A 12,969-nucleotide genomic window follows, 5' to 3' on the forward strand; every position below is an offset into this window, starting at 1 on the left:
CTCTCCATACACAACTGGCCACGGATCGAAGCCAATCGGTGACCCGGTGGCACTTGACTGGGCGAGAACAGGCTGGATTGGATCAGTGGCGAGCTGTTCCAGAGTTGTTCACCGACCCCACCAACCACTGAACCCGGAACGGGAACCGTGACTTCCAACACCCACACCAGCAGGTTCATCCGGAAAAACCGAAGCGCGGCAGCCGTCGCGCTCGCCGCCGCAACGGCCCTGCTGGCGGGCTGTTCCTCCTCCGACGACACGTCCGACGACCCGCTCAAGGGCGAGAAGGCGAGCGGTGACACCGTCGTCGTCGGCTCCAACAACTTCGCCGAGAGCATCCTGCTGGCCGACATCTACGGCGAGGCCCTGAAGGCCAAGGGGATCAAGGTCACCTACAAGCCCAACATCGGCAGCCGCGAAACGACGTACGGCCTGCTCAAGAACGGTTCGATCTCCGTTCTGCCCGAGTACAACGGCGCCTTGCTCGCCTACCTCGACTCGAAGGCCACCCCCAAGACCATCGAGGAGACCACGGCCGCCATCGAGGCCAAGCTCGACTCCAAGCTGACCCTGCTGGAGCCGGCCGAGGCCCAGGACAAGGACTCCGTCACCCTCAACGCGGCCACCGCGAAGAAGTACGACCTGACCGACAAGTCCTCCATCGCCGACCTCAAGGACATCGCGAAGGACCTGGTCATCGGCGGCTCCCCGGAGTTCCAGACCCGGCACCAGGGCCTTGAGGGACTGAAGTCCGTGTACGGCGTGGAGTTCAAGTCGTTCAAGGCGCTCGACGCGGGCGGCCCGCTCACCCAGGCCGCACTGAAGAAGGACACCGTCCAGGCCGCCGACATCTTCACCACGGACCCGACCATCTCCAAGGAGAAGTTCGTCGTCCTGCAGGACACGGAGAACCTGTTCGGGTTCGCCAACGTCCAGCCGCTGGTCTACAAGGGCTCGCTCTCCCAGGAGGGCACCGACGCGCTCAACGCGGTGTCGGCCAAGCTGGACACGGCCACCCTGCTGGACCTCGACACCCAGGTGCAGTTGGAGAACAAGGACCCGCTGGACGTCGCCAAGGCCTGGCTGAAGTCCGCCGGCCTCGGCTGACGTCCGCACCGTGGACGCGAGCACGAACGGCGCGACGCGGGTGTCCCCGGACACCGGGGACACCCGCGTCGTCCTGGACGGCCACGGCCTGGACCTGCCCGGACTCGTCCGGCTCGCCGACGCCGTCGCCGTCCCCCTCGTCCCCCAGGGGGCACTCGACCGGGCGCACCGCGCCTGGCACACCGTGCGCCGCCTGGCCGCGAAGGGCCGCCTCTACGGCCGCGGCACCGGCGTGGGCGCGAACCGCTCCGTCCCCATCCAGGCGGGCGACGAGGCCGAGCACGGCCTGCGGCTGCTGCGCAGCCACGCGGGCGGCGCCGGACCGCTGCTGCCCGCCCGGCAGGTCCGTGCGATGCTCGCGGTCCGCGCCAACCAACTGCTGGCCGGCGGCTCCGGCATCCACCCCCGCGTCATCACCGCCCTCACCGAAGCCCTGCGTCTCGGTGTCCACCCGGCGGTCAACGCGTACGGCGGCGTGGGCACCGGCGACCTGGCGGCCCTGGCCCAGACGGGCCTCACCCTCATCGGCGAACGCCCCTGGCTGACCGCCACCGCGGACACGGCCCGGACACCGGCCGCGGACGGCGACACCACCCGGCCGCCGGCGACCGCGGCGGACGCCGCGCCCACCGGGCTGCCCGCGCCCGTCACGCTGCGCCCCGGCGATGCGCTCGCGCTGCTCAGCAGCAACGCCCTCGCGCTCGGACAGGCCGCGCTCGCCGGACACGCCGTGGACGTCCTGCTGCGGGCCACGCACGCCGTCGCCGCGCTCTCCCTCGCCGCCGTCGCCGGGTCCCCGGAGGCGTACGCCGCCCCACTGCACGCGCTGCGCCCCTACCCGGGCCCGGCCCGCGCCGCCGCCGAGGTACGCCGGCTGCTGGAGCTGCCCGACCGGCCGGTCACCGCCGGGCGGCGCATCCAGGACCCGTACGGCTTCCGCGCCTTCCCTCAGGTGCACGGCGCCGCCCTCGACGCCTGCGACGCGCTGCGCCGGATCGTCGAGGTGGAGGTCAACACCCCCACCGAGAATCCCGTGCTGGCCGCGGACGGCCGTCCCTACCATCACGGTGGCTTCTTCGCCGCCCCGCTGGGTCTGGCCCTGGACGGCCTCAACCTGGCCCTGTTGCAGACGGCCCAGCTGTCCGCCGCCCGGCTGTCCGCGCTCGTCCGCGGCGACCTGACCGGGCTGCCCGACTTCCTCGCCACCGGCCCGGTCGGCAGCTCCGGTGTGATGATCCTTGAGTACACCGCCAACTCGGCCCTCGCGGAGCTGCGTTCGTGTGCCGCCCCCGCCTCCGCCGGGCACGCCGTCCTCTCCCACGGCCTGGAGGAGGCCGCCAGCTTCGCCGGCCAGGCCGCCCGGCAGACCCAGCGGGCGGCCGACGCGTACACCACCGTCCTCGCCTGCGAACTGGTCACCGCCGTACGGGCGCTGCGCCTGCACCCGGCGGCCCCGCCCGTGCCCGCCCTCGCCCTGGCCGCGGCCGTGCTCCCACCGGACACCGAGGACCGCCCCCTGACCGGCGACATCACCACGGCAACAGAACTGCTGCCCTTCCTGGCGGACCTGTGACGGCCCCGCCCGTGCCCCGGCCGCCGTCCGGACCCCGCGAGGCCGTCTGACGATGTCCGCCGGGCCCGCGACGCGCCCCCGGCTACCGCCGGGAGGTGCCCCGAGGCACCGGACCTCGCCGCGTTGTCCCGGTACGAGGGCGACCCTCCGCCGTGCTCCGCGCGGCACCGGACGCCGCGGGCCGGTCCGAGGCGAATGACTGGACAGGCCCCAGCCGCACGCCCCCCGTGCCCGGCCGCCCCACCGACCTCGCGCGGAGCCGAAACGCGGCACGTGTCCGCCCGGTTGCGTTGCCGGGACGGGGCGATGGCGGGTCGGGCGGTCCGCCGGGTGCCGCTTGTCAGAGGTCGAACTCGTGCGGCGGGAGGTCCAGGGTGAAGCAGGCCTCTCGTACCACCGCCTGCTCGGTCTTGTCGAAGTCGCCGTCGGCGCCGCCGATGACGATGCCGATCTGGACCACCGCACGGGCCTCGGCGGGCTTCTTCTTCGCCTTGGCGATCTCCTGGAGCACGCTGACCTTGCCGAAGGCGAAGTCGGCGGTCAGCTTGTCCAGGTTCTCCTCGAAACGGCGCCGCAGGTCGTCCGCGGGGAAGTTCTGCAGCACCTCGTTGGTGGCGATCAACTGGGCCACGCGCTGGCGCTCGGCCGGGTCGATGGTCCCGTCGGCGGCGGCGACGAGCGCGCACATCGCCATGCTCGCGTCACGGAAGGCACCGCTCTTCAGGTCGTTCTTCTTCGCCACGAGCTGGGTCTGCATCGTCGATGCGGACTCCTTGATGCGGTCCCACAGGGCCATGCGAACTCCTTGAATACACAGTCGAATGCCTCTACAGCACCGTAGAAACTCTCGGCACCGCCGTTAAGTTCCGGCAGCACGGTCACCTGACCGTCCGGGCGGTCGAGTAGGTGCGCGGCGCGGTGAGTTCGTCGCATACCGGTCGACCGGCCGGGACCAGGGGAGTGTTTTCCGGCCGTATCGCACCGGCGGCAGCGGTGTGCCGCCGCCCGCCGCCCGGTGTGTGCCGGGCCGTTGCCGGCGTGATGACCGCGAGCGGCGTGGTCCCAGGGGCTGCTGAGCCGGCCGAGGCGCACGTGCACCGACCGGCCCGTCCGTTTTCCGGCCCCTCGACGTGCCATTGAGAACAGACCGTCCGCCTCGTATCGTGGCGATCACCGGTGTGGCGTACACCTGTCCGCCGGAGCCTCCGCAAACCGGGAGAGAACCGAGGGAGTTCCGTGCTTCGACGCCGTCCGTTTGCGGAAGAGTCAGGGCCGTCGGGTCCGCCCGCGGCGCCGTCGTGCGCGCAGGGCGCCCGGTCCGCACCCCGAACGACCGCTGGCGCACGGTGAGCTATCGTGTGCGGGGGGTAAAAAACAAACGGCACGTCCCGTTCTTTTCCCGGCCGTCAAGGAGTGTCCAGCAGATGGCGAGGCAGTTACGCGCCGAGCAGACCCGCGCAACGATCATCACGGCGGCGGCCGACCTGTTCGACCGTCACGGCTACGAGTCCACCAGCCTGAGCGACATCGTCGAGCACGCCCGGGTCACCAAGGGGGCGCTGTACTTCCACTTCGCCGCCAAGGAGGACCTGGCGCACGCCATCATGGAACTCCAGTCCAGGGCCGCCCGGCAGGTGCTGGCCGAGGTGGACCGCCGCGGCTGCTCCTCGCTGGAGTCCCTGATCCGCACCATGTTCGGCATCGCCCGGCTCGCCGTCGAGGGCCCCGTCCCCCGGGCCGGACTGCGCCTCGCCACCGCGGACATCGTCGTACGGCCGCCGCTCAGACACCCCTTCACCGAGTGGCTGGAGCTGGCCACCCGCAAACTCCTGGGCGCCGTCAAGGAGTCCGACCTCCATCCGGACGTCGACGTGGAGGCCGCCGCCCACTCCCTGGTCTGTTTCTTCGTCGGCACCCGCGTCGCCGGCCGCCTGCTGGAACCCGCCGGACGGCTGCCCCGCCGGATGGCCGAGATGTGGCACCTGCTGATCCGGGGCCTGGTGCCGGTGCCCCGCAGAGCCCGCTATCTGGCGCTCGCCACACAGCTGGAGCGGGAGATCAGAACCGTCTGAACCGCGCGATACGGTGACGGACATGCCCGACACCCCCGCCGCGCCCGTGATCCTCGGCAACGCACCCGGCTCGTTCCCGCACAGCGTGCTCGCCGAACGGCACCCGGCGATCGTCCGCCAGGTACGGGACGCCTTCCCGTACGGCCCCGAGCGGCACCGCGCGCTCGACGCGCTGCTGAAGAGCTGCGCCGACGGCGTGATCGAACCGCTCCCCGCCGACGCGGCCGACCGTGACCGATGGCGGGACTGGGGCATGGACGCGCAGACCGGCCGGCCCTGGTTCGACGTGCCGTGGCTGTGGTCCGAGAGCCACTTCTACCGCCGGCTCCTCGACGCCGTCGGCTACTTCGGCCCCGGCGCCTGGCAGGGCATCGACCCCTTCCGCCCCGTGAAACTCGCCGAACTCGACGCCACCGAGACGGACGAGGAACTGGCCGCCCTGGACGCGCTGGAGGACCGGCCGCACGACGAGCGGGCCCAGGCCCTGCTGCACGGCTCGCTCTGGGGCAACCGCGCCGACCTCGGCTTCCGTCTCTCGGCTGAGGGCAGCGCGGACCGGGCGGCGGTCCCCGCGCTGGTCCACGACGACAGCGACGCCCTGTGGGCCCGGCTCCCGCCCGCCGGGCCGGGCACGCTGTGCCTGGTCGCCGACAACGCGGGCCGCGAACTCGTCCCCGACCTGCTGCTGATCGCCCACCTGCTCGCCGAGGGCCGGGTCGGGCACGCGGTGCTGCACGCCAAGCCGTACCCGTACTACGTCTCCGACGCGACCACCGCCGACGTGGTGGACGCGCTGCGCCGGCTCACCTCGGCGCCCGGCGCGGCGGCCCGGTACGGGGGGCTGCTGTGGGCGGCCATGGCCGACGGGCGCCTCGACGTGCGCGCGCACCCGTTCTCCTGCGCCCCGCTGCCGTACGCGGACATGCCGGACGACCTGCGCGCCGACTTCGCCTCGGCCGACCTGACGATCGTCAAGGGCGACCTCAACTACCGGCGCCTGGTGGGCGATCGGATGTGGCCGCCGACCACGCCCTTCCACGAGGTCACCGCCTACTGGCCCGGCCCCGTCGCCGCCCTGCGCACGCTGAAGTCCGACGTGGTCACCGGCCTGGCCGAGGACACCGAGGCCGAACTCGTCCGCGCCGAGGGACAGCGCTGGCGCACCGCGGGCACGCATGCGCTGATCCAGGTCAGCGTGGGGTCATCCCACCGGTAGCCCTCGAAGCGACTTGAGCCTGCCGTGGTCTGGTTGTGCGGCGCGACTACTGGGGTGCCGAGGTGTGTTGAGTGCCGGGTGCGGGTGGTGTGTGGTTGCTCGCGCCGTTCCTCGCGCCCCTTTGGGGCGCGTGATGTCGCTGCGTTCCAGTTTTCGGGTGGCGTTCACGCGATGGTGCGTTCATGTGCGGACTGGACTGGCCATCAGCGGATGCCGGACCGCAGCGCGGAGACGACGATCCGTTGTTGTGGTGCGAGGGCGGCAGGTTCAGCACCGGACGGATCGCTTCTGCCGTCCCTTCTATGTCACCGGCCATGGAGCAACGAGATACGCCCCGGGGCCGGGAGCGAGTCCCGGCTCGGGCACGGCGGTTGGGTGCGCGCGACCTCCGGCGCCGGAGGCGCGGGACGCGGGCTACGACGCCTGATCTCAGCTCTTGTTCTCGCCGAGGGCAGCCCGGAGCCAGTCCAGGGAGCCGGTTGCCAGCACGGCGTCGGCGAGCGCCTGGCCGCTCTTGGTGATGATCCGGCCGCGGCTGTTGTCGATCCACCTTTGGGCGTTGGCATAGCCCTGGTCGCGGTACTCGATGCCCTGGATCATGCACTCCAGTTTGTCCGCGTCCCGCGCGCACCGCGCCTCCGCGGACTGCTTGGCCTCGTACTCGGCAACCAGTTCCTTGACCGCGTCGGCGAGGACCGCGGGCATGCCGGCGACTTGGTCGGCGGTGATCGCCTCGGGGTCGGCTTCGCCCGGGGTGTACTTCTTGCCGAGGTGGTTGACGTCGCCGGTTCGGGTCTCGCCGCTGTCGTGCCAGACGGCGAGGAACGCGGCCCGTGCGGGGTCGGCGCCTTCGAGCTTCGCGATGACGGTTGCGATCAGGGCTGTGCGCCAGGAGTGATCCGCGACCGACTCCGGGTCCTTGACTCCAGCCATCCACCAGCCGCTGCGCTTGGTGTTCTTGAGCGTCCCCGCCTCGTACAGGAAGTGCGCCACCGCGGTCAGTTCGTCGGACACCGTCGGGCTCCTCTCACGCCTCGGCGAGGCGGATTGCGTACCGGATGCTCTCCAACTCCCGCCGTCCGCGCGGTGAGAGTTCACCGCTATCCAACATGATCGGGAGACGATCGCGTAGGGCGCGGGCCGCTGCTCCCGATCGCAGCAAGTTGGGGCGGACCTGGAGCAGCGACCACACACTGTGGACGTTGAGGTCCACGTAGCCATGCTCGGGTGCGATGCCCTCGACGAGGTGAGCGAGGAGCCGGTCTCCGGGCCACGGTCCGAGGGAGCCGTCCGCGATGAAGTCGTCCGATAGCTGCGGCACGTTCGTCTCGCCGACCCAGTACGCCCAGTAGGCGAGGTTTGCTGACTCGCCGGCGTCGTCGTCTTGGAGCGCGCTGTCGACGAAGTAGGCCATGCGGTCGCGGTCGCCTTGGCGGGCTGCGACGGCGGCGACGCTTCGGTTGTTGAGCCAGGCGGTGAGCCAGTCGCCTGGCCGTTCGGTTCGCTGTTGGTGGGTGAGCCAGTCGGCGGTGTCGGTTGCCTGGTCGTAGCCGGACAGGTAGAGGGACTGTCGCCGCAGCAGGAACTGTTTCGACCCACGGGCTTGTTCGGCTGTGCGGCGCATCTGCTCAAAGAAGGTTCGGCGCTCGGCGGCGGTCAGCTCCGGCCCGGCCGGTGCCGGTCCGCGGCGCGGCCGAGGCCGCGCAGGAAGATCGCGTACTGTGCGCGGCGGTACGCCGTTGAGCGGCCATGCCAGAACTTCGGCGAGTTCGCGCTGCATCACCATCGAGCCGAGCGCGGCGTCTTCGACGGGCGCGTCTCCGTCCAGGGCGGACGCGAGAAGGACGTCCGCCTCCAGGGCGCGTTGCAGCGCATGGAGCAGGGCGGGGGAAGTGCCCATCTGCATCAGCCTTTGGCGTAAGCCGAGCATCTGCGCGACGGGTACGGCCGTCAAGGCTCGCCGTCCGGTCTCCCACCCGGCGATCGTGTCCGGGGAGACCTTGAGATGTTCGGCGGCCTCGTCCTGCGTGTATCCGTGTTGCTCGCGCATCACCCGCACGACGTAGCCGCTGAGGAGGCCGGTTCGTGGACGCTGGCCCTTTGCCGTACTGACGGTCAGGGTTTGCCGAGCGCTTGGCCGCATGGGAGTTCCAATCCCGGCGGTTTGCAAGAAACCACCCGTACTCGCAGTCACTTCAGGGTCACCAGCCCTCTTTCTAAGGTCGTTGGTGTCCCTGAATCGAGCCTATTGGGAGGCCGCGACACATGGGCTCCGTTCTGCACACTCACCACACGACGGTGTCAGCTGAGACAGCGCCAACACTCCATGCGGAGGCCGATCGGTGACCACGACCAGACTCGACCGGCGAAGAGCGGCGGCTCACCGGTCGAGCCGGTCGTCCGCCATCTCGCCAGGTCCGCTTACACCGACCGGCAGCCGCCGGGACTCGGGGCCTTGGCTGAGCTGGTCGTCGCCGAATTGGTCTCCGACACCGTCCGGTTACCCGCGCGCTTCTGCGGCGCGTACGGCCCTCCCGGCGCATCGCCGACAGGGTCGTACGAGTGGTGGCACCGACACGAGCCACGCCATGCCGGTGCGGGCCTGGGGGGATCTTGTGCGGGTAGCTGACATGCCTCTCGCGGTCGGGGTTCTCGCTTCAGCCGAGGCGGCTCGGGGGAGCGGCGCCGATGCGTATGAGGCCGGACAGTCCGTGGGGCCAGTTCCTTTACGCCCTGGTCCTTGCCGTCCTCACGGGCGCCCTCCTGGCCGGTATCGGCCGCTGACCTCGTTTGACCGGCTCCGGTCGTTCGTAACCCCTCGGAGGGCGGCTGGAGCCCCCGGCCAGGCTCACCAAACCCCGTTCTGCCGGGCGGTGTGCCGGGCCTTCACCCACGTCTCCACACAGGAAGGTTCTCGATCGTGTTGCCTCCGGCCCCGCCAGGCGTCGTCCCCTACATCGCCGGATGGAGTGAGGAACGGCTCCTGTCGTGCCCGATCACCCGCCGCCGCATGGTCCCGGGGATCGGGTACGTGGATGAGACACCGTACGACCGGGACAGCTTCGGTGTGCTCTGGGCCCGCTACGCCCTGCAGCCCAAGCAGCGCCGGGGCAGCCCACAGCTGCGAAACGTCCACCCTTACCGGCAGCGTCGGGCGATGCTGAACATGATGTGCCAGGTCTGCTCCCGCATGCCGGCGGACCCGCACGGCCCCCACCTGTTTCTTCTGCGGGACTCCTGTGGTGCGGTCCGGGAGGGGGAGCGGACGACGAGCCCGCCGGTGTGCGTGCCGTGCGCCGGGATCTCCATCCAGCTCTGTCATGCCCTGCGGGGTGGGCGGTTCGTGGCGGCGTGGGCGAGGCGTGTGCCCGCGTGGGGTGTGGTCGGTCCCCTTCACCATCCCGTGACGCTCCAGCCCATCCCGGGGTGCCACATGGAGCAGGTGAAATACGGCTCACAGTGGGCCCCGTGGGTCCGGGCCGCCCGCACGATGGTGGAGCTGCGCGAGGTCACACCGGCGGACCTGGACCGGGAGTTCGCGGCCCTCGGACGCGACCGCCTGGAGGAAGAGTTCACCCGAGTCGCACAGCTCACGGCCGTATGAGAACTTCGCGTCCTGGCCGGTGCGGGCGGCTCGAAGATGTGCGGCGGGGCCGGCCTGCACTGGGGCGGGCGTGCCAGCCTCCGGATCGGCGTCGGCCAGGGCGATGCGGTTAGTGCTCTCACCGGGAAGGTCACCGGGTTGGTGGTCGTGACGGTTGGATGGGGGGTTACGTCCGATCCGGCCGGCTCGGTGCGCTACCGGCCCGCGATGATGCTGCTGGCCTCGGCGGGCGGGAACCGCATGTGGGTGATCGCCCAGCTGGCCCAGGACGATGAGGACACCGTCCGGGACGTGATCCACCGGTTCAACGAGATCGGCCCGGCCTGCCTAGACCCCTCGGTGGGCGGCAGGCCGTCCCTCCCGCTCAGCTCCGCCCACAAGGGCGAGAAGATCCGGCACCGGGCCCGTTAGAGCCGCGTCGAGTTGTGCTTCTCCCCGACCGGGGTGCGGTGACGATGTCGTGTTCGGAGCAGGGCGATACGCGGCTCTGCCTGAGTGCCGCGGGTCAGGGCTGGTCGCCCACGAGAGCGATCGCGCGCGTCTCGGGAACTCCCAGCATCAGCAGGCTCGTGATCGTCGCCGCTCGGGCGCCGAGGGTCCGGTTCGACCGATCGCTGTCCGCGATGGCGAACACGACGCCGTAGGCAACCTGGCTCAGAATGCCCGCCGGCAGGTGCTGTGCGAACACGTCGCCGTCCTGGCCCCGCTTCACGAGGTCGGCGAGGAGCTCATCGACTGGCCCGAGCAGTCCGTGGATCGCCTCGCCGTACTCGCCACGGCGCAGCGCCAACAGCACTCGGTACCGGTGCGTCACCGGCCACACACGGCCGATGAATTCGACCCACGTCGCGTCCGCTTCCGCGCCTGAGGCGTTGACTTCGGTGAGCACGGCTGTCACCTCGGCGACGGCCCGTTCCGTGAGTGTCCGGACCAGGTCGAGGCGCGAGGGGAAATGGTCGTAGACCGTGCGACGGACGACGCCGGCAGCGGAGGCGATGTCGCCCATTCCGGCGTCGGGGTTCTCTCCCAACACATCGAGGGCGACGTCGAGGATGCGATCGCGCGTCTCGATCATCGAGCGCACACGGGCGGACTCGGTGGACACGGCACCAGTATTGCACACGGGTGTACAGTGAGATTGGCTGTACACCCGTGTGCAGCGAAGAGTTGCGCTGCGCTTCGAAGCCCAGGAGAAGAGAAGAAGGCAATGACCGCACCGACGCCGCCCACCTCGACCCTCGTCCGCCCGTTCGCCGTTTCGATCCCGGAATCGGAGATCGACGACGTCAAGCAGCGACTGGCCAGAACTCGATGGCCGAATCCGGAAACGGCGGGCGACTGGTCGCAAGGGGTTCGCGTAGAGAACGCCAGATCTCTGGTCGACTACTGGGAGCGCGGCTACGACTGGCGGCGCTTCGAGTCCGACCTCAATCGCTTCCCCCAATTCCTGACCGAGATCGATGGGCTGGACATCCACTTCATCCACGTCAGGTCAAAGAATCCCAACGCGATGCCGCTGATACTCACGCATGGATGGCCGGGCTCGATCGTCGAGTTCCTGAAGCTGATCGGCCCACTGACCGATCCGGTTTCGTTCGGAGGAGACGCCGCCGATTCATTCGACGTCGTCGTCCCGTCGCTCCCCGGGTTCGGGTTCTCCCAGAAGCCCACGGAGACCGGGTGGACCGTAACGCGCATCGCCAGCGCATGGGCGGAGTTGATGAAGCGTCTCGGCTACACGAGATGGGCCGCGCAAGGCGGCGACTGGGGTGCCGTCGTCACCACCGCCCTCGGGGCCATGCAACCCGAGGGGCTTCTCGGAATTCATCTGAACACCCAGTACGCCTTTCCCGCACGGATACCCGACACCTTGTCGCCCGAACAGCGCTACGCCGTGGAGACCCTCGCCCTCTACACCGGTGATCTCGGCGGGTCGAACCACCTTCAGGGCACGAAGCCGGAGACCGTCGGATTCGCTCTGGCGGACTCTCCCGCCGGCCAGGCAGCCTGGATCTACGAGAAGTTCCAGTCCAAGACCGACAACCACGGCCTCGCCGAGGACGCCCTCAGCACCGACGACATGCTCGACGCGATATCCCTCTACTGGTTCACCAACAGCGCAGCGTCGTCCGCCCGCATCTACTGGGAGAACAAATCGCTGACCTTCGCCGGCCCGAAGGTGACGCTTCCGGTCGCGGTGACCGTCTTCCCGAGGGACATCCCACGCCTGCCGCGAAGCTGGATCGAAGACACCTACAGCAACCTGATCCACTACGGCGAGGCCGACAAGGGCGGGCACTTCGCGGCCTTGGAACAGCCCGAGATCCTGGTCGACGAAATCCGCACCGGCCTGCGCACCCTTCGTTCCTGACACCAACGCTCCAGGTCTCGGACGCCACCCCCCATCCAACCGCCACGACCACCAACCCGGCGAACCCCTGCGGACACAGCACTAGCCGGGTTCGTTCGGCTTGTCGGGTTTGAACTCGGTGACCCGTTCCAGCAGGATCGCCTCCCAGGCCCGCCGCAGCTGGGCCCGCAGCAGCGGCAGGGGGCCCACGTCACGGCCGTCGAGGCGGTCCGCGAGCCGCAGCACCGTGTCGCAGCGGGCGAGCCACAGTCCGCGCAGGCAGGGCCGGGCGCCGTAGGCGGCGAGGGTGGCGGCGCGCACGGCCGCGCCGGAGCCGACGGCGATCGCGAGCCCGGCGATGTCCTCCGCGGGGTCGCCGACGGCCGTGTCGGTCCAGTCGAGGACACCGCGCACCCGCCCGTCGTCGCTCACCACCAGGTGCTCGCCCTTGAGGTCGTGGTGGACGAGGACGGCGGTGCCGGACTGGGCGGTGAGCTGCGCCGCGCCGGCCCGGGTGAGCTGCCGCAGCAGCACGGGATCGAACTCGTCGGCGGCGCCCAGACGTTCGGCGGCGGGCACGGCCATCCGGCGCAGCGCCTCCAGCGAGCGCGGCGCGGCGCGCGGCACGCCGAGGCTCTGGGCCTGCCGTACGGGCACCTCGCGCAGGCCCGTGAGCAACCCGGCGAGGTCGGCCTCGCCGACGGCGGACACGTCGCGCTCCTCCGCGAAGCCGCCCGGCAGTCTGGTGTCGAGGGTGTACGTCAGTCCCGGCGCCCACTCGCCGTGCGCCACGCTGACCGGGACGCCGACCGACAGGTGCGGCCGCACGAGGTCGCGCACGCGCAGCTCGCGCCGCTGCCGGGCGGCGGCGTCCGGGTCGGGGGCGAGCCGCAGCACATAGCTGCTGCCGACCCACCACGTGGCGTGCTCGCCGCCCTCGGCGACGGGCCGCACATCGGGTCCGGCGGCGCCGGCCGCGCCTTCCTGGACGAGCGCGCGGATCAGCCGGCGGACGGTGTCCGTGCTGGGAGTCGGTGCCTGGGTCAT

11 protein-coding genes and 1 pseudogene are annotated in these 12,969 nt (G+C 70.7%); 7 read left to right on the forward strand and 5 right to left on the reverse strand.

The window, feature by feature from the left end; translation table 11 throughout:
• Positions 1-147 precede the first annotated feature (147 nt).
• Positions 148-1,107 carry an ABC transporter substrate-binding protein gene (locus ACFYTE_RS07215; RefSeq protein WP_388706042.1) on the forward strand — a complete coding sequence of 320 codons (960 nt, stop codon included), beginning with the start codon at positions 148-150 and terminating at the stop codon, positions 1,105-1,107.
• A gap of 10 nt (positions 1,108-1,117) precedes the next feature.
• Positions 1,118-2,680: an aromatic amino acid ammonia-lyase gene (locus tag ACFYTE_RS07220; protein WP_388706045.1), complete on the forward strand. Its 1,563-nt coding sequence runs from the start codon at positions 1,118-1,120 to the stop codon at positions 2,678-2,680.
• Between the two features lie 340 nt (positions 2,681-3,020).
• Here the strand turns inward: ACFYTE_RS07220 and ACFYTE_RS07225 are convergent, their stop codons facing one another.
• On the reverse strand, positions 3,021-3,476 hold the full coding sequence (locus ACFYTE_RS07225; RefSeq protein ID WP_388706047.1) for a tellurite resistance TerB family protein: 456 nt from the start codon (positions 3,474-3,476) through the stop codon (positions 3,021-3,023).
• Between the two features lie 628 nt (positions 3,477-4,104).
• On the opposite strand from ACFYTE_RS07225, the gene ACFYTE_RS07230 reads away from it, so the two are divergent.
• On the forward strand, positions 4,105-4,752 hold the full coding sequence (locus tag ACFYTE_RS07230; RefSeq protein WP_388706049.1) for a ScbR family autoregulator-binding transcription factor: 648 nt from the start codon (positions 4,105-4,107) through the stop codon (positions 4,750-4,752).
• 22 nt (positions 4,753-4,774) lie between these two features.
• Entirely contained in the window at positions 4,775-5,968 is a 1,194-nt protein-coding gene (locus ACFYTE_RS07235; protein WP_388706051.1) for a damage-control phosphatase ARMT1 family protein, read from the forward strand.
• A gap of 429 nt (positions 5,969-6,397) precedes the next feature.
• Here ACFYTE_RS07235 and ACFYTE_RS07240 read toward each other — a convergent pair whose 3' ends face one another.
• Together ACFYTE_RS07240 and ACFYTE_RS07245 are read right to left on the reverse strand one after the other, a co-directional pair.
• A complete protein-coding gene (locus tag ACFYTE_RS07240; protein WP_388706054.1) occupies positions 6,398-6,982 on the reverse strand; it encodes an HD family hydrolase in 585 nt (194 codons plus the stop codon).
• A gap of 13 nt (positions 6,983-6,995) precedes the next feature.
• Positions 6,996-8,111 (reverse strand): helix-turn-helix transcriptional regulator, encoded by a 1,116-nt coding sequence (locus ACFYTE_RS07245; RefSeq protein WP_388706779.1) that lies wholly within the window; start codon positions 8,109-8,111, stop codon positions 6,996-6,998.
• Between the two features lie 888 nt (positions 8,112-8,999).
• On the opposite strand from ACFYTE_RS07245, the gene ACFYTE_RS07250 reads away from it, so the two are divergent.
• Both ACFYTE_RS07250 and ACFYTE_RS07255 read left to right on the forward strand, forming a co-directional pair.
• Complete coding sequence (locus ACFYTE_RS07250) at positions 9,000-9,572, forward strand: hypothetical protein (RefSeq protein ID WP_388706056.1); 573 nt, start codon at positions 9,000-9,002, stop codon at positions 9,570-9,572.
• Between the two features lie 186 nt (positions 9,573-9,758).
• Positions 9,759-9,945 (forward strand): annotated as a pseudogene (locus tag ACFYTE_RS07255) (helix-turn-helix domain-containing protein); the annotation flags it as partial.
• 132 nt (positions 9,946-10,077) lie between these two features.
• On the opposite strand, the gene ACFYTE_RS07260 reads toward ACFYTE_RS07255, so the two are convergent.
• The gene (locus ACFYTE_RS07260; RefSeq protein ID WP_388706058.1) at positions 10,078-10,677 is read right to left on the reverse strand and encodes a TetR/AcrR family transcriptional regulator; all 600 of its coding nucleotides are present in this window, start codon (positions 10,675-10,677) and stop codon (positions 10,078-10,080) included.
• A gap of 102 nt (positions 10,678-10,779) precedes the next feature.
• Between ACFYTE_RS07260 and ACFYTE_RS07265 the strand changes: the two genes are divergently transcribed.
• On the forward strand, positions 10,780-11,943 hold the full coding sequence (locus ACFYTE_RS07265) for an epoxide hydrolase family protein (protein WP_388706060.1): 1,164 nt from the start codon (positions 10,780-10,782) through the stop codon (positions 11,941-11,943).
• A gap of 81 nt (positions 11,944-12,024) precedes the next feature.
• Here the strand turns inward: ACFYTE_RS07265 and ACFYTE_RS07270 are convergent, their stop codons facing one another.
• Positions 12,025-12,969 carry a phosphotransferase family protein gene (locus ACFYTE_RS07270; RefSeq protein WP_388706063.1) on the reverse strand — a complete coding sequence of 315 codons (945 nt, stop codon included), beginning with the start codon at positions 12,967-12,969 and terminating at the stop codon, positions 12,025-12,027.

Origin of the sequence: Streptomyces sp. NPDC004629 (assembly GCF_042873595.1) — a bacterium.
Lineage (GTDB): Bacteria > Actinomycetota > Actinomycetes > Streptomycetales > Streptomycetaceae > Streptomyces.